The sequence below is a fragment of the Acinetobacter sp. 228 genome, from assembly GCF_048147885.1.
Genome location: NZ_JAYWYV010000017.1, coordinates 1 through 18,153 on the forward strand (window position 1 = coordinate 1; position 18,153 = coordinate 18,153).

The following is an 18,153-nucleotide window of genomic DNA, read 5'->3' on the forward strand; positions in this document are numbered from 1 at the left end:
TTACCCATGTGAGAGTAAGTCATCGCCAGCTCATTATTCGAAACACCCCCGGTCTAAAGGCCGGGGGTGTTTTTTTAGGCCTGGAGTTTATAGTAAAATTAAATATAGTAAAAATAATATTCTGAATTTACTCAAGGTTATTTACTATTTTTAAACTAGCCTGATTGTGTTTTAATCGTTTAAAGCTTAAAACCTAGGAATCTGCGTGTTGGAGGTATTTGCACAGCTATGTGGCGGGATTGGTTTATTCCTGCTTGGCATGACTTTAATGACCGATAGTCTTAAAGATATTGCAGGTGAAACATTAAGACAGTGGTTAGGGCGGTTTACAGGTTCTCCTTTTAAAGCAATGATTTCAGGGATTGCTTTAACCTTGATAGTGCAATCTTCTACAGCCACAACTTTAGCAACTATTGGCTTTGTCAGCGCGGGAGTTCTTACTTTTTCGCAGGCCATTGGTGTCATTATTGGCGCCAATATCGGTACTACCAGTACGGGCTGGATGGTGGCTTTTCTGGGGTTAAAGTTTTCTATCGGGCAAATAGCTTTACCTCTGATTGCCCTAGGTGCTTTACTTAAAATATTAGCACATGGACGTACAGCACTCACCGGCCTGGCACTTGCAGGCTTTGGACTGATTTTCTTTGGAATTGACTTGCTTCAGGTTGCAATGTCAGGTGTCGCAGAGCATCTTGACCTTTCAGTTTTCTCCACCAAAAGCGTTGCTTCCAAATTATTGTTGGTACTTTTTGGTTTGGTCATGACTGTGGTTTTACAGTCTTCCAGTGCTGCGATTACGGCGACACTTGCTGCATTGGCAAGTCAGGCCATTCAGCTTGATCAGGCTTTAATGCTCGTGATTGGGCAGAATGTTGGAACTGTTGCAACTGCAGTGCTCGCATCTATTGGTGCAAATGCGAATGCAAAACGAACTGCTGCTGTGCATGTCTGTTTTAATGTCGTGAGTGCAATTTTTGCATTTTGTATTTTAGTTCCTTTATTTTTATGGTTTCATCAACCGCAGCATTTTTTATCCAGCTGGGATAATGTGGTAATTGTGGCTGCATTTCATACTGCTTTTAGTCTATTTGGTGCCTTATTTTTTATGCCATTGATCGGGCCTTTTGAACGGCTGTTGGTTAAATATATTCCTGCACATGAAGATTCATTATTACAAGCTTTGGATGATGCCAGTTTAGCTGTACCTGCGGTAGCCATTAATACAGCAGAAAAAGTAATTTTTAAAACAATAGGAACCCAGTATTTCTGGATACTTAAAGCCATCAAGTCGGCCGAAATGGTTTCGGCTAATGAGTTAAAACAGCAGGATGAATTAATCTATAAATTACAGGATTATTTAGAAAAAATTATAGTGCCGGAAAATAGTCAAGATCAAGCCCGGCTATTTAGCTTGTTGAGGATCATGGTTTATTTAAAAGTATTACGTAGTGATCTGGAAAATCTAGAGTATGCATTAAATATCCGCACCCAACCTGCAATCTATCAGATTGCCCTGGACTTTATCCAGATAGTAGAAAATGAGGGAAATATTCGGCTGGGCCTGTCTTCATCTGATGATCTTCAACAACTCTATATAGAGCTGGAAAACTTAAAAAAATGGAGCAAACAGCACCATGCTGAATTACGAGAAAAAATAAATAGTTATGCCTCTACTTATCAGCTGAATGCAGTTAAGACCTTAGAGTTGTTGGCTGCTCAGCGCTGGTTGGAACGCCTAATTTCACATAGTCTCCGTCTGGTGAATGTACTAAAAGAGTGCCAACAATCTCTTAGGGTTGCTGAAGTTGACGACGAGCATGTTTAAGTGCAGATCTGAGCCCTTCCTCTAGCGTCGGGTGGTAAAAAGGTTTGGCAAGGATTTGATGAATATCCTGATCGGCATCTATGGTCCAGGCAAGAAGATGGGCAAGATGTTCAGCTTGAGAACAGAACAGTTCTGCGCCTAATAATTTGCCTGATTTTTTATCAATATAAACTTCAATTCCTCCCTTATTTTCAGCAAGTACCAGTGCACGGCCTTGATTTTCATAGGAGGCAAATCCTCGAATAAACTCAATATTTTGTTGTTCTAACTGTTTAAAACTTTGCCCGACAATAGCCATTTCCGGATGAGAAAATATGATTGCCAATGGGGTGAGTGCTGGAATCGGTTTGACTTCAGGATAATTTAAACAGTTATGAACCACCTCTTTACCGGCATGAGCAGCCTCGTGTTGAATGGGGGCATCAGGGGCGGCATCACCCACTATAAATATTGGCATATCTGCGAGTTGTTTGGTTTTTTTATTGATAGGCATTTTCTTTATATCAGTAAAGCTAGGGTCTAACTGGTCTAAGCTCAAGCGATCCAGATTGCTCTGACGCCCTGTAGCACCCAGAACATAGTCAACCTCAATACTTTGAACTTGATTATTTTCGGTAAAATCAATTTTAATGTGATTCGTCTGTTTTTTAACTTGGTCTGGTAAGATTTTAAACTTGATATTGATTTCTTCACTGAGTTCTTTTTGGGCTAATGACTGTAAAGTAGGGCTGCTTAGAGCACCGACTTTCTGACTACGCGCAAACATCGTGGTTTTTACCCCCAGTCGTTGCATAGCCTGAGCCAATTCAGTGGCAATCACGCCACTCCCGATCACTGCTAAAGACTTGGGTAACTGAGAAAGTTCAAAAATTTCGTCAGAACTTAAATATTTATTTCCTAATTCTTCCTTTAATGCTTTATCGATATGCGGTCGTGAACCCACTGCAATAATAAAACTTTTAGCTTGATAAGATTGTCCATTAACTTCAACTGTATGAGTATCAATAAACTTCGCATGACCAGAAATTTTATGTGAATTATCCCATTGGTCTATGCCTTTCAAGGTTGCTCGAATAAAACGTTCTCTTAAGTGATGTAGACGTTGCATGACATTTGACGTATTAACCGCAACATCCTGAAGTAAACCGAGATCTTTCGCGGATTGAATATCTTGCATACGATTTGCAGATGAGATCAGCAGTTTACTGGGCATACAGCCTACACGGGCACAGGTCGTATCCCATGAACCATCATTGATAATTAAAATATTTTTGGTGTATTTAATGGCTTCGTTATAAGCGCTGATGCCTGCAGTACCGGCGCCAATGATAATTATGTCGTACATAATATAAATATCTTAAAAAATAATATAACTATATAAAAAAACCCTCTAGAAAGAGGGTTTTATTGCAATTATTTACACTTAAAATTTAATGCCTGTTGGTAAGCTCAAATTCGTACTAATTGTACCGCCATTATTTGTTGAAGTCCCTTTGAATATTGTACCATTAATAGTATGTTCAAAATTAAGCGTACCACTTGTTGCTTGTTTAAATTTTAAAATGTTTATGCCAGTTAACTTTATACTACCAGTAAAAGTTTGCTTATTTTGATCAGGAGTTTCATTTTCAACACGAGTACCATCGATTGTCGTAATGCTCGGTAGAATTAACTCTTGTTCACCAGAAGCTCTCACACGGTAATTAGCTGAACTAGTCGTGCCAGGAGATGAGTTTAGTATTAAAGAAATTGGCTCAGCAAAAGGAATATTGGGATTATCATTTATCAGTACATTAAATCCTGAACCTGATTGAATGTTATATAAGCTACCATCACGTGAGGTTAAATCTTTATAAATACTAATTGCGCCTGTCGTAATTTCTCGTTCAATATCTTCACCTGTTTCTGGATCGGCTACAATTGCTGTTGTCGTGATCTTATAATCACTAGTACTACCATTAATCAAAACAAAACGTTTTTGTTGAGTTTGTTGAATTCCCCATGACTGTTGGAAGGGATATGAAAATGCACCGGTAATAGTTACATCATGGAAATTTTTATCTCCATTTTCGTTTTCAAATACATAAATACGTGTATTTGATTCATATTCTTCTAAGTTTGGTGTTACTTCATCATGTTGTAATTTAATATTTTTTAAATCATCTACTGTAATATCAAAATCCCAGTTATCGTAACCAGGTAAGATATTTTTAATATCTTCAGCCACGAATACATAGCAAGCTCTGTAATCTGTTTTACTTAAGGCAAAGCATTTGTTGCGGTAATATGAGCTATTTTTATAGGTGGATAGATCTATTTTTCGAATGTCTAAGCTTAATTGTAGGGGACCCTGTGCGAAAGTATCTAATGCATGGTCAATATAACCTTTAGCCGTAGTAGCATCATTTGGGTCATAATTTCCAAATAAGAACTGGCCTTCACGTTTTATGGTGTCCAAGATTTGTTGAGGGGTTTGTTCACCAGATGGGATACTTGAATGATCGCCATTATTGGTTCCAGTTGAAGGTGATTTATCATAATAGCCATCGCTACCCCCCCCTCCACACGCGGCTAAAAAACCTGATAAAGTGATAACGAGCGCACTTTTATTAAACTTCATGTTTTACCCCAAAATAATTATTTACAAAAACTATAGTTATACTATTTTAAGATTATCATAGATAAAAAATGGCGCAAAGAGCGCCATTGGTTTTTTGTGGGCGGACTTATAAGGAAGTTCCCACATTCACACCCACAGTCGGCTTCAAATTCATCGAGCTACAACCTGCAAAAGCCAAACTACAACATACAATAATCAATAATTTATTCATGAATCAATCCTTGAGATTTAGCTTGGTTAAACAAAGATGCTGAACGTGTACCACTACGGCAGACCATTAAAATAGGCTTTGGCAGCTCATTGTAATATCGGGCAAATTCCTCAATATTGGCCTGAGAAATATGACCACTTATTACTGGTTGATAAATCACACTGACTTGAGACTTTTCTGCAATCGAGCGTAATTGACTTACCGTGACGACATTGCCAGACTCCTGATCAGGGCGGTTTACAATCACGGATTTAAAACCCTGCTGAATCAATTGCTCAAACTTATCCAAGGTCATTTGACCGGTAACACTCACCGTCGCGGTCAGAGCACGACTCAAATTCTGCGCAGCAAAAACAGGTGAAGTACAGCTAAAACAGATTGCGAGTACTACACCGTTCCAAAATGACTTAGTCATCCAGCAAGTCCATCTGTTTTGCCAGTTGATATAAATTATTTGAGCGGTTTCCGGTACGGCAAAACATCAAGATTGGTTTTGGTAATTCATTATAATGATTGGCAAAAGTGCGGACATCAAGCTCGGTAATCTGACCGGCAATCACCGGTTGGAATACATAATCCAGACCTGCTGCACGTGCAGCCTCTTCGATTTGTGCACTGGTTGGCTGCTCAGAACCACCTTCCATATCTGGACGGTTGTTGATAATCGATTTAAAACCTTTTTCAACTATTTGAGAGATATGTTCAGGACCAATTTGGCCCGTAAAGCCTACATTTTCGCTCATGATGTCACTCCATTATGTCATTTATCTAGATATGCTTTATGATAGCATTAAGCTGAAAACATGACGGCTTAGTTCTGAAAAATTTATAAATACGATTACAATTATAAAATAATGCAATGGAGCGCATATGTACGCCTATACAGTCGAACCACTGTATGTTAAAAGCGGTCAGGAAGTGATTGCTGCGGATTTTTATCATCCTCAACAGGTCGATAAACCGGCTGTGATCCTGATGGCCCACGGTCTGGCAGCTTTACGTCATTTTAAACTGGTCCAGTATGCACAGCGCTTTGCCAGTGCTGGCTATGCTGTGGTGCTGTTTGATTATCGCTATTGGGGCGGGAGTACAGGACGTCCACGTGAACTGGTATCCATTAGTGCTCAGCTTGAAGACTGGCGGACTATGATCAGCCATTTAGAGGCACGTAAGTCGATTGACAGCAAAAGAATTGTACTTTGGGGAACGGCGTTAAGTGGCGGTCATGTACTGACACTTGCAGCAGAGCTGTCGAATATTCAGGCAGTAATGGCGCAGGTACCGTTTGTGGATGGGGCAGAAAGTGCCAAACTTTATCCTTTGCAGCAATTGCCTAAAGCCCTGAAAATTTCCAGCCAAGACTACATGGGCGCCAAGGTTGGTATGGGACCGAAAACCTTACCCGTAGTAGACCCTCATGAACTCTGTTTTATGCCAACCCAAGACAGTTATCAGGGATATATGTCCATCGTGAACCCGGATTATTACTGGAGTGGTCATATTCCTGCACGCGCATTCTTTAAACTGATGCGTTATCGTCCCATTCTGGAAGTACGTAAAATCACGATTCCAGTTCTGTTCATTGCAGCAAAACTGGATAGTCTGATTCCCATTGAATCCAGTCGGGAAACTGCAACCAATATTGCGCCATTTGTGCAATATCATGAGTGGAATATGCGACATTTTGATATTTATCATGGCGAATGGTTTGAAAAAGCAGTTTCGACCCAATTAGAATTCTTACATCAACATATTGGAGTGCGCTAGATGATTATTGTATGTCCGGAATGTCTGGCCAAAAACCGTGTCCCTGAAGAAAAACTAACCGCTAATCCCGCTTGTGGTCAATGCCATCAAGCACTGGTTCCATTGGCACCGATTGAATTGAATGAGCAGAATTTCAGCCAGTTTGTCACGCATAGTGACTTGCCGATCCTGATCGACCTATGGGCGGACTGGTGTGGGCCATGTAAAATGATGGCGCCGCACTTTGCCAATGTTGCCAAACTCTATCCCAATGTAGTTTTTGCCAAAATTGATACAGAAGCAAATCCACGGCTAAGTGCAGCATTTAATGTACGCAGTATTCCGACGCTGGTTTTAATGAATAAAAGTAACGAAATTGCTAGAATAAGCGGTGCATTACGCTCAAGCGAGCTGCAAAAGTGGCTTGATCAGCAGTTAAATGCCCCATCCTAATTCACAAGCCTGGAGTTCAAGTGTCAGATTTTCATAATAAACCAGAGGGAATTCTTTCCCTGCAGACCATTGCGATGCCTGCGGATACCAACTGGAGTGGAGATGTATTTGGTGGCTGGATTGTTTCACAAATGGACTTGGCGGGAGCAATTCATGCAGAGCGCTTTAGTAAAGGACGCTGTGCGACAATTTCGATTAACCAGATGACCTTCTTGGTTCCGGTGAAAGTCGGTGATGTGATTAGCTGCTATACCAAAATTCTAAAGGTCGGCAATACCTCCATCCAGATGGAAATTGAAGTATGGGATAGCCATGACGACTCACGTCCGCCTGTACGCGTGACTGAAGGGGTATTTACCTTTGTGGCAGTGGATGTGAAGGGCAATAAACGTCCGATTCCAGAGGAAGCAAAACAGAAGTTTCTAGAATCTCAGCAGAAGTCATAATTCGTCTCATAAAAAATCCCAGATTAATGATCTGGGATTTTTTTGTCTGTATTGCTATCAGGTCTGCTTCAATTGCTTTTTGGAAATCCAGGCCCAGAGCATCTCGCATTGAATGGGTGCTTCACCCGATTCATCACTTACCACAACTTGAACCAGTGTTTCACCTTTGTCTGAACTTTGCATAAGCTGTTGCTGTTCAGCAGTCAAGGTAGCAACTGCCGTCAGGGCACCTTTGGTCGGCCGTTTAAAGTCTATTTTTAGACTCTTAATCAAAACCACTGCGCTATCCGGGACATTCATTGCGGTTACAAACCCGGTTGCTGTTTCTGCCAGCAGGGCCATTGCACATGCATGAATTTGTCCAATATGGTTCTGCATGGCTTTATGATTGGCCATACTGACTACCACTTTGGACGCACTCATTCCCTCATAACGAATCTTGGCAGAGCCAACCATCGGAACTACTCGGCCAAAAGTCTTACTCAATAAAGCAGTACGCATACCTTGCGGTAATCTTGATGTCGCTTTGACCAGTCTGGTCAGTCGGTTGCTCTTTGTCATAATTCCATCTTCAGACGTTGAGATATCTTAGTCTTTAAAGTTGTTGAACTGTAAAGGCAGACCGAATTGTTGTTCTTTCAGGAATGCCATGACTTGTTGCAAGGTATCGCGTTTTTTATCAGTCACACGAATCTTGTCACCCTGAATTGAAGATTGCACTTTAATGCCGCTTTCTTTAATGGCCTTATTAATTTTTTTCGCCGTATCTGAGTCAAGGCCATCTTTAAGCTTGATCACTTGAACTACATTTTTGCCTGAAGCGGTCATTTTTTGTGGATCTAGTGCCTGAATATCCACTTTACGTTTGAAGAAATGGTTTTCCAGCATGGTATACACTTGCTCACATTGGAAATCACTTTCTGTGCTAATTTTGATTTCCTTGTTTTTTTCATTCAGTTCAATAGAAACATCCTGTCCACGGAAATCGAAGCGGGTTGCAATCTCTTTTTGGGTATTTTGAACTGCATGATTTACTTCAAAAATTTCTAATTCAGAAACAATATCGAAAGAAGGCATAGTTTAGACCTTTACAAAGGGAAAGAATATCTGAGATGCTAGGGATGTTTTCTTCATTTGCCAAGTGTTGTTTACATCAAAGGAGTGCACAATGATCCGTAAACAAGAAATTACAACATTTGAGTTCCCAGAAAATGCTGTAATCTGGGATGTACGAGATGCAAGTGCTTATGCTGAAGCACACGTGAAAGGGGCGGTCAATCAGCCCATTAACGATCTTTCAGCAGATAGCCTGACTCAGGTGTCAGCGGATCAACCGATTTACATTTTATGTGGTGGTGGGAGTAAAGCTCCACGTGCAGCTGAAAAGTTAGAAGGTTTTGACAGCTCACGTGAATATGTCATCCTGATGGGTGGTACTCGTGCTGCTCGTGATGCAGGTATGCCACTGGAACAAGGTGCCTAATAACCTTGTGAAAAAAAGCGCCGTCAGGCGCTTTTTTAATGGGGGTAATATTTTTCCCTCTCTCATAGGGAGAGGGAACACCCTTAAAATAGGATTTTATATTTGAGGTTTTAAATACGGTTTTTTCATTTTCACTTTCTTTTGAAAACGGGTCACGCTGAGTTTTTTCACTACATGAGATGGAACCAGGCAAGCTTCTCCCAGAATCTGGGCGGCCAAGATTTCACTACATAGTGGTGCAAACAGGAAGCCTTTAGACCCGAGACCAGCAAAGCTATAAACTTCCTCATCCGCTTTCATTTTACCGAGTAGAGGGAAATAATCCTGACTTTGTGCACGTAGCGATGCACGGCCTAGCCAAGTCTCGATGGAAGGAAGAGATTTCGCATATTCAGGAAAGACACCGTGGATAAGTTCATAATTATGCATATGATCTTCTGCCAGCACCTCTGTATCATCCCGGCCGGGATAAAACGAAGCCCCGAGAATGAGTTGTTCGGCATTGAGTTGCATACAGTAGCCACCATAGCTATAGGCAGTATTTTGACTTAAAGGCTGGGTTTGATTATTCACCCAGCTGACCTGTCCGCGAATCGGTTTCAGGGGAGGATAATCTGCAAAAAACTGCTGGGTTTCTCGTGCAGTACAGACAATCACATGATCAAACTTGCCTAAAGATTGCTGATCTACAAATAACTCAGGTTGTATAGTCGTTTCAAGATGGCTAATTTGGGCCTGTTGATATTGAATATGAGGATGCTGCAAAATTTCATCACGTAACTGATGCGGTGAAACCGCGCCAGCTGCTAACAGTTTTAAACTTGGAAATGCAGTTTGCATCTCCTGATCTTCTACTGTTTGTGCAGCCAGAATTCCTTCGGGATATGCGTCTGCCAATCCTAAAAGCTGTTCAGGATTTTTTAAGGCGAGTTGATTGACCTGAATCGGGCGGAAAGCCTTAAATTTCTGATAATGATTTAAGGCATGTTGCCAAGACAAGGTCATCAAATGTTCAGCACTTTGCTCAACCGGACAGAGTTTGGGATTGAGCAAGGCCAGTGGATTGCCAGAACCTCCAGAGAGCGGCGCCGACCGGTCGTAAATAGTGACTTGATGACCACGTTGAGCGAATGCCCATGCCGTACTTAAACCTGCGATTCCTGCGCCAATCACAGCGATCTGGCGAGGCCTAGCATTTATCTCTAAAGCTGACTCAGTTTTTTTTTGCGCACTTTCCTGATCTGGAGATGGGTTACTTTCCTCAGCCGGATTCCAGATTGCTTTCAACATTTCACGTTTATGGCCAAACCCACGTGGGCGGGAAATTGAAATCCCGTGATTTTTTAAGCCACGTTTTAAGACACCCGCGACACTAAAAGAGGCAAATGTCGTTCCAGTTTCCGACAAGCGCACAATATGGTTTAAGACATTTTCTTCCCACATATCCGGATTGCAGGAAGGCGCAAAGCCATCCAGAAACCAGGCATTCACCGCTGCAGTTTTTTCAATGACCGGGAAGATATCGTGGGCATCGCCTAGCCATAGATCGAGACTGAAACGTTCTTCAGGAAAACTGAGTCGATGACAGCCAGCAATTGGCATTGGATATTGAGAAATCAGCTGATCAGCCAAAGGTTTTAACTCAGGCCAGGCATTCAGGGCGCGGATCAGATCCGCTTTAGAGAGCGGAAATTTTTCCACTGAAATGGCATGCAAATGACTGTGATTGTCCGGACGTACCTGTTGCCAGAGTTGCCACAGCGCCAGAATATTTAAACCAGTACCAAAACCCGTTTCACCGACACAGAAATATTCAAAAGGTTTTAGATTTGTCAGACGAGTGCTGAGATCATTGCCATTTAAAAAGACATGCCGGGTTTCCAGCAGGCCATTGTCTTTGGAAAAATACACATCACCAAATTGCTTGGATACAGGCACATCAATGCCATCCACCAATTGCCAGTCCAGATCGGCAGTTTGAATTGCGTGCGACAAAACGGTTACAACCTTAAAAGATATCGGGAAGGACTATAGCTTACCACTGACGGCGGCGTTTGGTATAAACATAGCTCGCTATCAGGAAGCCCAGCAGTACACCTACTGCCAATGTTGCTGCGCCGTAGAGGAACATCTGGGCACTACGTTCACTTTGTAGTACCTGTACCTGAACGCCCAAGTTATCATTCTTGAGCTGTAATTCCTGGTTTTGCGATAGTGCGTCCAGATTGGCTTTTTCCAGTTGCTCTAAACGGGTGGCCTGATCTTTGACCAAGGCTTTTACCTTGGCATCTTGCTGGGCTTTTAGCTTGGCGATTTCTTCTGCGGTTAACGGTTTATTTTCAGCAGGTGGCACCGGCTGGGCAGAAGTTGCTACTGCAGGAATAATGGCAGGTTTTGGCGGCGACTGGTTTGGTGCAGTCGCTGCTGTCGCTCGAGATGGTGCTGTCTGATTTTCCGGAGCCACAGGAGCAGGCGTAACTTCGACTGCCCATACTGGAGAAATCATGAAACATAGGCCAATGATACTGGCAGTAACAACACGCATGGACCTTATCCTTGAGGAAATGCTTTATTAAATGGTTTGACATCGATATGTTCGTACACACCTTCTTTTAAAAATGGCTCATCCTGTAACCATGAATCCAGTGCTTCACGACTGTCAAAATCGACAATAATGGTACTGCCGTAAAAACCGGCTTTTGGATTGGCCGGATCTTTAGGCATGGCACCTGCAACAATCAGGCGACCTTCAGCATTCAAATGTTCCAGACGAGCAAGATGTTGTGGGCGAATCGCGAGGCGTTTTTCCACTGTACCTTCCCGATCGGTACAGCTAACGACGAATAATGGCATGATGACTCTCAATCGTTTGTAGTTGGACTTATTCAGCAGTCTTAAAGTATTTGCGCAATACAATAAACTGAATAATGATAAAGGAAAACATCACGATCATGTCACCGAATGCGGTAAATTCGCCCCAATATTTTCCATCCATCCACAAATAGGCGAAAAAGGTATGCAGAAATGACATCAGCACAAACATTGCCACCCATGCATAGTTCAATTTAACCCAGCCTTTTTCGCTTAGGTTGAATACCGGACCAAACAGACGCTGAATCAATGGCTTTTTATCCTTGCTAAACCACGGGGATAATAAAAAGGCACCGGCAAAGACCAGATTCAGTAATACCGCTTTTAAACGGATATAGAAATCATCGCTGAGCATCAGGGTAATGCCACCAAAAATCACGGTCATAAACAAGACAATCCATTGCTGCTTGTCCAGGCGGAATTTTTGCATGACAAATAACGCACCATAGACGACCAGCATGGAAATAATCAGACCTGTGGTTGCAACAAGAATATTATTATTGTCGACACCCCCCGCAGAACCGATCAATTGCAGCAATTGATGGTCAGTGTCTTTTGGATCTACAGTTTTATATAAATAAAAGAAAATAATGAGTGGCACAAAGTCTAAAAGTGCTTTCATGTTAGAGTATCTAAATCTGATCAAATAAATGTCATAGTATAGAGATGCACGGCGTAGATTTACATACACATAGTAATATTTCTGATGGAACTTTCAGTCCTCAGCAACTGGTCGAAGCGGCTGTGGAAAAACTCATCCATACTTTGGCACTGACCGATCATGACACCATGGACGGTTTGGTATTGGCGGAGGAAGCTGCCAAAAATCATGAGATTAAGATTATCTCCGGCGTAGAGATATCCAGCCAGTGGTCGCGGCCTGCGACCAAAAAAAACTATGGTGTGCATATTGTGGCACTTAATATCCAGAAGCCTGAGCCGTTACAAAAAGCCCTCAATCAGCAAAAGAAAATCCGGGCTGAACGCTCTAAACAGATCTGTGATCTTTTGATTCCTCTTATTGACCAGGATATTTACGCAGATGTACTGACCAAAGTGGAGAATATCCCTGATCGGGTGACACGAACGCATATTGCCAAAACACTGGTAGAAAAGGGTATTGTGACCCGGCCGCAACAGGCCTTTGATAAATATATCAAGGAAGGCAAAAAGGCCTATGTCAAATTTGATGGTCTAGGGCTTGAAGAAACGATTCAGGTGATTCATGCAAGTGGCGGTTTTGCAGTACTGGCACATCCGACCAAATATGATTTATCTGCGACCAATATCCGTTATCTGATCGAGATCTTTGCCAAGTTTGGTGGAGATGCGGTGGAACTGCCACCGGCGATTGAGCCAAGTTCCACCCGGCAGATGGTGGATCGAATGATTGCAGAACATGGTCTGAAAGTTTCGATTGGTAGCGATTTTCATGGCGACCATATGCCCTGGATTAAACTGGGTAATGTCCCGAGCCTGAAACCGGGTCAGATCGGGATTTGGGAGAGTTTTACCTAGGGATTTCTTTATTTTGATCTTCTTTATTTGTAAGGAGAGTTAGCTATCACTGATAGCAAAGGATGAGTGAGGCTAATCTTTTAAAGCAAATTATGATCTTTGGCCTGAATTGGTGGAGGTGTTGGTTTGCCCAAAGTTCCTAACAGTTCAATTTCAATGGTACGTACCATCGAGTCCAGTGGCAAGTCATTGCTCTGGGTACCAAAAGGCTCTTCAATTTCCGAACTTAGAGCATCTAATCCTAAAAAGGTATAAGCCAAAATGCCGACCAGAAAAGGCGTAAACAGACCGAGCGTTGAACCCAGACTAAAAGGCAAAATAAAACAGAAAAAATACACGGTGCGGTTGAGCAAGACCGAATAGGCAAAAGGCAAAGGCGTCGTCGCAATCCGGTCACAACCAGTTTGGACAATACTCAGTTCTGCTACATGATTATTCATCTGCATATAGATGATATCGGAAATTTCACCTTCTTTAAGAGCCTGCATCAACTCCCACTGAATCAGACTTAAAGTATATTGCGCTGCATTTGCCTGCTGATAGAGCTGGGTCACAGCCTGTTGGCTCATGCCACTGGTTTCTACCAGCTCAGTCGGATTGGCTGTCTGATGGCGAAGGCGATCACGGAGTACATTGGCAAAGACAATCACATGCTGAATCACACGTTCCCGGCGACCTTGAGACAGCATCCGGCAATCACGGTCAAAGTGGCGTGAATTAGCAATCAAAATGCCCCAAAGTTTACGCGCTTCCCACCAGCGGTCATAACAGGCTGAGTTTTTAAATCCGAGAAAAATCGACAGTACTACCCCAATCAGGGTAAAGCCGACCAGAGGTAATTCTGGAAAATGAAAATAGCCAATATGTGACAAGCCACCGATGATGGCCGAAATCAGCATGACCACGCCCAAAGGTGGCAAAACTTTAGGCAAAATCGTCCCTCGCCAGGAAAACAGCAGTTTAAAAACACTCGGCTGGTCACGTACGATCATTTATTAGAATCATCACAATTTTTCCATGATCTTGTTGAGTTGTGCCTGCTTTGTCAAGTGCTATTCAATACTGTACTTCTGGTTTGATGAGTTGCTGTTCCGCAAAGGAAAAACTGCCTTCCAAGGCGATAATACAATGGTCAATCAGATGGATATCTACCAGTTGGCAGGCCTGCTGAATCTGCCGGGTCAATGTCAGGTCAGCCTTGGAAGGAGAGGGCCGGCCTAGCGGATGATTATGCGCAATGACAATTGAGGTCGCCTGCTGGCTAATGGCATAACGCAATAACTGATTAATGGAAATATCACATGCATTGATTGAACCATAAAACAGTTTTTTAAATGCAATTTTTCTTAAACTGGCATCCAGACACAGCACAGCGAATACTTCCTGTGTTTCACCGAGCAGTTCAAAGCGTAAATAGTCTCTCAAGCGCTTGGAATTGGTAAGTTCCAGTGCATCCTGCTTGAGGTGTTCGGCAATATAACGTCGTCCAAGTTCCTTGACAGCCATCAGCTGCGTGTATTTGCTGATGCCCATGCCATGAAACTGACTGACTTCCTGTAAAGGGGCATCGAGTAGAGCAGTCAAATGACCAAAATGCTGAATCAGCAAACGCGCCAGATCAACTGCCGAATGTTGCTGTGAACCTGAACGTAGAAATATGGCCAGTAGCTCGGCATCGGATAGACTCTCAGCCCCATATTGAATCAAACGTTCCCGCGGCCGCTCTTGCTCCGGCCAGTTTTTAATAGAAAATTGCATGATGATTATACTTTTTTATTATGAATTATCAGTTTTCCCGCAAGCCGATCTCTTGGGAATGCGATTATTTAATGCTATTGTGAGCCTCACTGCAACAGCAAGGTAATCTGTTTGTGAGCTTTGATCTAAGTGTAATTCCTCATAAAAATATCATTCTGGCCGTCACTGGCGGTATTGCCGCCTATAAAAGTGCGATTTTGGTCCGCCGTTTGAAAGATGCCGGCTTTGATGTGCGAGTGGTAATGACCCACGGTGCACAGGCTTTTATTACACCTTTGACCTTTCAGGCCTTATCGGGCAATCCCGTGCATACCGAATTACTGGATCCTGAAGCAGAAGCCGGAATGGGGCATATCGAGCTGGCGCGTTGGGCTGACCTGTTGCTGGTAGCGCCAGCCAGTTGTGATACCCTGGCAAAATTTGCCGCAGGCCTGGCGGATGATCTGCTCAGTACTTTATATCTGGCGACGAAAGCACCCGTCTGGGTGACACCTGCCATGAACCAGCAAATGTGGGCGGCGAAAGCAACACAGCGCAATCTTGCGACACTGATCGAAGATGGTGTGCATGTGATCATGCCGGATGCTGGTTCACAGGCCTGTGGGGATGTAGGTTTGGGCCGGATGCCTGAGCCGGAAGATTTAGCGCATCAGGTGACTGAATATTTTCATAAAGCCCAACGTGCGATTGCGGAAAAATTTGGCTTGCTTGCGGGTAAACAAGTCACGATTACTGCGGGTCCAACTCGAGAAGCAATTGATCCAGTGCGTTATATTTCCAATCACAGTACCGGGAAAATGGGCTTTGCACTGGCTGCAGCCTGTTATGCGGCAGGAGCCAATGTGACCCTGATTGCAGGGCCGGTCAGTCTGGATACGCCGAATGGCGTAAAACGTAAAAATGTCTCTTCTGCCGTGCAAATGCTAAATGAAAGTATGCATATGCTGGAGCAGGGCTGTGACATTTTTATTGCGACCGCTGCGGTAGCCGATTATCGTGTGGCACAGGTAGCCGAACATAAAATTAAGAAAGCTGGGGATGAGCTGAATGTGGCGCTGGTCAAAAATCCGGATATTGTTGCCACTATAGCCCAACAGGAAAAACGTCCGTTTATGGTCGGTTTTGCTGCAGAAACCCGCAATATTGAAGAATATGCTGCCGGAAAGCTGGTGGCTAAAAAGCTGGATATGATTGCCTGCAATGACGTTTCACGTGCCGATATCGGTTTTGCTTCAGATGAAAATGCCATGACGGTATTTTTTGCCGAGCATTACCAGCTGGAAAAACGTGATCTGGAAAAAGCCTCCAAGCAGGAAATTGCTCAGCAGCTGGTTGAAGCGATTCATGATGCTCTGCATCACGATCCCTTGGCAGAAGACGATTTCTAGACTGAATCAATATGAGAAAATTTAAAAAGCCCTGAGATGATCAGGGCTTTTTTAGATTATGCCTACTATTTAGTTAAATATCACCAAATTGGCTTCAAAATAGGCTGACTTTATAGACCAAGGATTTATATATTGTTTTATGGGAAAAAGTATAAAATAGATCACAGAATAAACTAAAGATAAAAAATGTGACACAGATAGAATGTGGTTGGAAACAACAAGGAGGGGGCGATATGAAAAAAATCATGATGTTATGGATGATCGCCTGCCTGGCCGGATGCAGTTACTTTGTATCAATTGATGAGCTGGCCAGAAATATTCAGGAACAGATACAGCGGGAATTTAATGCTAATCCTGACTATCAGCATTATCGTCTCACTGTGCTGAATGTAAAAATTGTCCATCGCCAAGGCAATGAGTTTGAGGCAGTTTCACAACTGAACTATCAGGGGCATGAATATCCCGTTAATGTCAAAATTATCAAGGTTAATGGCGGCTATAGCTGGTCCATTGAAGATGATGCTTTTGCCTTCATTGATGAAATCGAAATTGAAAAATATCGCCAGCAGTTAGATCGTGAACTGGAGCAACTGTCTGCATCTCTAGACGATCTGGAATCTGTAGAAGAACCGGTAAGAGTTGAACTAAGCTCAAATATACGTCCAGCAATAGAGCCTGTGGTACAGGCAGCCTCTTATGATGAGGAGCCGATCCCCGTCGGTAATATTACGGCGTATACGCACTGATCAATGCGTCATCTTTATAAAAAAGCACCGATAACCGGTGCTTTTTGTTTTTTAAGATTCAATCTGCTGATGTTCACGTACGTAATCTTCAGTACGCTGCATCGCTTCCTGAATATTAAACAGGGCAGTTTCTACATCTTTCAAGGTTTTTGCATTCCCACCGCTTAGCGCTTGACGCCATTTGCGTGCGCCTGGCAAATTCTGGAACAGGCCCAGAATATGACGGGTAATAATGGATAAAGGTGCGCCTTCTGCCATACGCTGGGCAATATAAGGCAACATCTGCTGCATAATGTCAAAACGGTCTGGTGCATCCAGATTCCACAATTGTCCCAGTTCTGCCAGCAAATAAGGATTGTGATAAGCTTCACGGCCAATCATCACGCCATCAACATGTTTGAGGTGTTCCTGCGTCTCGGCATAGGTTTTAATTCCGCCGTTGATCTCGATAAGCAGATCAGGACGATCCTGTTTTAAACGGTAGACATCTTCATAGCGCAGTGGTGGAACATCACGATTTTCTTTGGGCGATAGACCCTTTAACAAGGCAATGCGCGCATGTACGATAAAATTGTTGCAGCCGGTTTTGGCCACAGTATCGACAAAATGTAGCATCTCTTCATAAGATTGCATGTCATCAATCCCGATCCGGTGTTTTACCGTTACTGGAATATCCACTGCATGACGCATGGCATCAATACATTCTGCCACAAGATCAGGTTCTGCCATTAGACAGGCACCAATTTTATTATTCTGTACGCGATCACTCGGGCAACCTACATTTAAATTAATTTCGTTATAACCCCAATCTTGGGCCATTTTGCTGCAGGTTGCCAAGTCTTGTGGATTTGAGCCACCTAGCTGTAAAACAATCGGATGTTCTTCCTGATTGAAATCCAGGTATCGTTTGGCATCACCATGAATGATGGCACCCGTTGTCACCATTTCAGTGTACATAATGATATTCGGGTTAAACAGACGGGCAAAGAAACGATAGTCCTTGGTCGTCCAGTCCATCATAGGTGCGACACTGATTCGTGGAGATTGAGCAGTTTCAATGGGGTGGGTGAGAGTCATTAAAAAATCAT

General features: G+C 42.9%; 21 protein-coding genes. 8 read left to right on the plus strand and 13 right to left on the minus strand.

Features of this window, described 5'->3' with window-relative positions; genetic code table 11:
- The first annotated feature begins 205 nt into the window (after positions 1–205).
- Positions 206–1,825 (plus strand): Na/Pi cotransporter family protein, encoded by a 1,620-nt coding sequence (locus VXQ92_RS12045; RefSeq protein WP_416681867.1) that lies wholly within the window; start codon positions 206–208, stop codon positions 1,823–1,825.
- Here the strand turns inward: VXQ92_RS12045 and VXQ92_RS12050 are convergent.
- From VXQ92_RS12050 to VXQ92_RS12065, 4 genes are all read right to left on the minus strand, one after another.
- Positions 1,791–3,170, minus strand: a complete 1,380-nt coding sequence (locus VXQ92_RS12050) for a dihydrolipoyl dehydrogenase (protein ID WP_416681868.1) — start codon at positions 3,168–3,170, stop codon at positions 1,791–1,793. The genes VXQ92_RS12045 and VXQ92_RS12050 overlap by 35 nt on opposite strands.
- A 78-nt stretch (positions 3,171–3,248) precedes the next feature.
- On the minus strand, positions 3,249–4,445 hold the full coding sequence (locus VXQ92_RS12055) for a hypothetical protein (RefSeq protein WP_416681870.1): 1,197 nt from the start codon (positions 4,443–4,445) through the stop codon (positions 3,249–3,251).
- Between the two features lie 203 nt (positions 4,446–4,648).
- The gene (locus VXQ92_RS12060; RefSeq protein ID WP_416681872.1) at positions 4,649–5,071 is read right to left on the minus strand and encodes a beta-lactamase hydrolase domain-containing protein; all 423 of its coding nucleotides are present in this window, start codon (positions 5,069–5,071) and stop codon (positions 4,649–4,651) included.
- A complete protein-coding gene (locus VXQ92_RS12065; RefSeq protein WP_416681874.1) occupies positions 5,064–5,399 on the minus strand; it encodes a TIGR01244 family sulfur transferase in 336 nt (111 codons plus the stop codon). Before VXQ92_RS12065 ends, VXQ92_RS12060 begins: the two co-directional genes overlap by 8 nt.
- Before the next feature lie 127 nt (positions 5,400–5,526).
- Between VXQ92_RS12065 and VXQ92_RS12070 the strand changes: the two genes are divergently transcribed.
- From VXQ92_RS12070 to VXQ92_RS12080, 3 genes are all read left to right on the plus strand, one after another.
- Entirely contained in the window at positions 5,527–6,423 is an 897-nt protein-coding gene (locus tag VXQ92_RS12070; RefSeq protein ID WP_144725307.1) for an alpha/beta fold hydrolase, read from the plus strand.
- Positions 6,424–6,855 carry a thioredoxin TrxC gene (gene trxC, locus VXQ92_RS12075; protein ID WP_064095237.1) on the plus strand — a complete coding sequence of 144 codons (432 nt, stop codon included), beginning with the start codon at positions 6,424–6,426 and terminating at the stop codon, positions 6,853–6,855. It begins immediately after the preceding gene.
- Between the two features lie 74 nt (positions 6,856–6,929).
- Positions 6,930–7,301: an acyl-CoA thioesterase gene (locus VXQ92_RS12080; protein ID WP_218955192.1), complete on the plus strand. Its 372-nt coding sequence runs from the start codon at positions 6,930–6,932 to the stop codon at positions 7,299–7,301.
- 57 nt (positions 7,302–7,358) lie between these two features.
- On the opposite strand, the gene VXQ92_RS12085 is transcribed toward VXQ92_RS12080, so the two are convergent.
- Positions 7,359–7,862 (minus strand): DUF4442 domain-containing protein, encoded by a 504-nt coding sequence (locus tag VXQ92_RS12085; protein ID WP_416681876.1) that lies wholly within the window; start codon positions 7,860–7,862, stop codon positions 7,359–7,361.
- A gap of 27 nt (positions 7,863–7,889) precedes the next feature.
- The gene (locus VXQ92_RS12090) at positions 7,890–8,378 is read right to left on the minus strand and encodes a YajQ family cyclic di-GMP-binding protein (RefSeq protein WP_004783667.1); all 489 of its coding nucleotides are present in this window, start codon (positions 8,376–8,378) and stop codon (positions 7,890–7,892) included.
- Between the two features lie 91 nt (positions 8,379–8,469).
- Between VXQ92_RS12090 and VXQ92_RS12095 the strand changes: the two genes are divergently transcribed.
- The gene (locus VXQ92_RS12095; RefSeq protein WP_005233835.1) at positions 8,470–8,784 is read left to right on the plus strand and encodes a rhodanese-like domain-containing protein; all 315 of its coding nucleotides are present in this window, start codon (positions 8,470–8,472) and stop codon (positions 8,782–8,784) included.
- Between the two features lie 96 nt (positions 8,785–8,880).
- On the opposite strand, the gene mnmC is transcribed toward VXQ92_RS12095, so the two are convergent.
- From mnmC to VXQ92_RS12115, 4 genes are read right to left on the minus strand one after another with little or no spacing between them, the layout of a single operon-like run.
- Positions 8,881–10,779, minus strand: coding sequence for an FAD-dependent 5-carboxymethylaminomethyl-2-thiouridine(34) oxidoreductase MnmC (gene mnmC, locus VXQ92_RS12100; RefSeq protein WP_416681878.1), 1,899 nt, complete (start codon positions 10,777–10,779; stop codon positions 8,881–8,883).
- A gap of 40 nt (positions 10,780–10,819) precedes the next feature.
- Positions 10,820–11,329: a hypothetical protein gene (locus tag VXQ92_RS12105; protein WP_416681880.1), complete on the minus strand. Its 510-nt coding sequence runs from the start codon at positions 11,327–11,329 to the stop codon at positions 10,820–10,822.
- Between the two features lie 5 nt (positions 11,330–11,334).
- Positions 11,335–11,637, minus strand: a complete 303-nt coding sequence (locus VXQ92_RS12110; protein ID WP_416681881.1) for a YciI family protein — start codon at positions 11,635–11,637, stop codon at positions 11,335–11,337.
- A gap of 28 nt (positions 11,638–11,665) precedes the next feature.
- On the minus strand, positions 11,666–12,277 hold the full coding sequence (locus tag VXQ92_RS12115) for a septation protein IspZ (RefSeq protein ID WP_064095229.1): 612 nt from the start codon (positions 12,275–12,277) through the stop codon (positions 11,666–11,668).
- A 44-nt stretch (positions 12,278–12,321) separates the two neighbouring features.
- Between VXQ92_RS12115 and VXQ92_RS12120 the strand changes: the two genes are divergently transcribed.
- On the plus strand, positions 12,322–13,173 hold the full coding sequence (locus VXQ92_RS12120) for a PHP domain-containing protein (protein ID WP_416681883.1): 852 nt from the start codon (positions 12,322–12,324) through the stop codon (positions 13,171–13,173).
- 80 nt (positions 13,174–13,253) lie between these two features.
- Here VXQ92_RS12120 and VXQ92_RS12125 read toward each other — a convergent pair whose 3' ends face one another.
- On the minus strand, positions 13,254–14,165 hold the full coding sequence (locus tag VXQ92_RS12125) for a bestrophin family protein (protein ID WP_064095227.1): 912 nt from the start codon (positions 14,163–14,165) through the stop codon (positions 13,254–13,256).
- A 64-nt stretch (positions 14,166–14,229) separates the two neighbouring features.
- A complete protein-coding gene (gene radC / locus VXQ92_RS12130; protein WP_144725287.1) occupies positions 14,230–14,931 on the minus strand; it encodes a RadC family protein in 702 nt (233 codons plus the stop codon).
- Positions 14,932–15,044: 113 nt separating this feature from the next.
- On the opposite strand from radC, the gene coaBC reads away from it, so the two are divergent.
- Positions 15,045–16,319: a bifunctional phosphopantothenoylcysteine decarboxylase/phosphopantothenate--cysteine ligase CoaBC gene (gene coaBC, locus VXQ92_RS12135; RefSeq protein ID WP_144725285.1), complete on the plus strand. Its 1,275-nt coding sequence runs from the start codon at positions 15,045–15,047 to the stop codon at positions 16,317–16,319.
- Positions 16,320–16,552: 233 nt separating this feature from the next.
- Entirely contained in the window at positions 16,553–17,065 is a 513-nt protein-coding gene (locus tag VXQ92_RS12140) for a hypothetical protein (protein ID WP_416681887.1), read from the plus strand.
- A 51-nt stretch (positions 17,066–17,116) separates the two neighbouring features.
- Here the strand turns inward: VXQ92_RS12140 and dusA are convergent, their stop codons facing one another.
- On the minus strand, positions 17,117–18,142 hold the full coding sequence (gene dusA, locus VXQ92_RS12145) for a tRNA dihydrouridine(20/20a) synthase DusA (protein ID WP_416681889.1): 1,026 nt from the start codon (positions 18,140–18,142) through the stop codon (positions 17,117–17,119).
- Between the last annotated feature and the right edge of the window lie 11 nt (positions 18,143–18,153).

What these genes read in the sequence shown, in the direction of transcription:
- VXQ92_RS12125 (WP_064095227.1), bottom strand. Translation starts at nt 14,165, where the DNA reads ATGATCGTACGTGACCAGCCGAGTGTTTTTAAACTGCTGTTTTCCTGG.
- VXQ92_RS12115 (WP_064095229.1), bottom strand. Translation starts at nt 12,277, where the DNA reads ATGAAAGCACTTTTAGACTTTGTGCCACTCATTATTTTCTTTTATTTA.
- VXQ92_RS12090 (WP_004783667.1), bottom strand. Translation starts at nt 8,378, where the DNA reads ATGCCTTCTTTCGATATTGTTTCTGAATTAGAAATTTTTGAAGTAAAT.
- VXQ92_RS12055 (WP_416681870.1), bottom strand. Translation starts at nt 4,445, where the DNA reads ATGAAGTTTAATAAAAGTGCGCTCGTTATCACTTTATCAGGTTTTTTA.
- VXQ92_RS12140 (WP_416681887.1), top strand. Translation starts at nt 16,553, where the DNA reads ATGAAAAAAATCATGATGTTATGGATGATCGCCTGCCTGGCCGGATGC.
- VXQ92_RS12120 (WP_416681883.1), top strand. Translation starts at nt 12,322, where the DNA reads ATGCACGGCGTAGATTTACATACACATAGTAATATTTCTGATGGAACT.
- dusA (WP_416681889.1), bottom strand. Translation starts at nt 18,142, where the DNA reads ATGACTCTCACCCACCCCATTGAAACTGCTCAATCTCCACGAATCAGT.
- trxC (WP_064095237.1), top strand. Translation starts at nt 6,424, where the DNA reads ATGATTATTGTATGTCCGGAATGTCTGGCCAAAAACCGTGTCCCTGAA.
- VXQ92_RS12095 (WP_005233835.1), top strand. Translation starts at nt 8,470, where the DNA reads ATGATCCGTAAACAAGAAATTACAACATTTGAGTTCCCAGAAAATGCT.
- VXQ92_RS12070 (WP_144725307.1), top strand. Translation starts at nt 5,527, where the DNA reads ATGTACGCCTATACAGTCGAACCACTGTATGTTAAAAGCGGTCAGGAA.
- VXQ92_RS12110 (WP_416681881.1), bottom strand. Translation starts at nt 11,637, where the DNA reads ATGCCATTATTCGTCGTTAGCTGTACCGATCGGGAAGGTACAGTGGAA.
- VXQ92_RS12065 (WP_416681874.1), bottom strand. Translation starts at nt 5,399, where the DNA reads ATGAGCGAAAATGTAGGCTTTACGGGCCAAATTGGTCCTGAACATATC.
- radC (WP_144725287.1), bottom strand. Translation starts at nt 14,931, where the DNA reads ATGCAATTTTCTATTAAAAACTGGCCGGAGCAAGAGCGGCCGCGGGAA.
- VXQ92_RS12105 (WP_416681880.1), bottom strand. Translation starts at nt 11,329, where the DNA reads ATGCGTGTTGTTACTGCCAGTATCATTGGCCTATGTTTCATGATTTCT.
- VXQ92_RS12060 (WP_416681872.1), bottom strand. Translation starts at nt 5,071, where the DNA reads ATGACTAAGTCATTTTGGAACGGTGTAGTACTCGCAATCTGTTTTAGC.
- VXQ92_RS12085 (WP_416681876.1), bottom strand. Translation starts at nt 7,862, where the DNA reads ATGACAAAGAGCAACCGACTGACCAGACTGGTCAAAGCGACATCAAGA.
- VXQ92_RS12080 (WP_218955192.1), top strand. Translation starts at nt 6,930, where the DNA reads ATGCCTGCGGATACCAACTGGAGTGGAGATGTATTTGGTGGCTGGATT.
- VXQ92_RS12050 (WP_416681868.1), bottom strand. Translation starts at nt 3,170, where the DNA reads ATGTACGACATAATTATCATTGGCGCCGGTACTGCAGGCATCAGCGCT.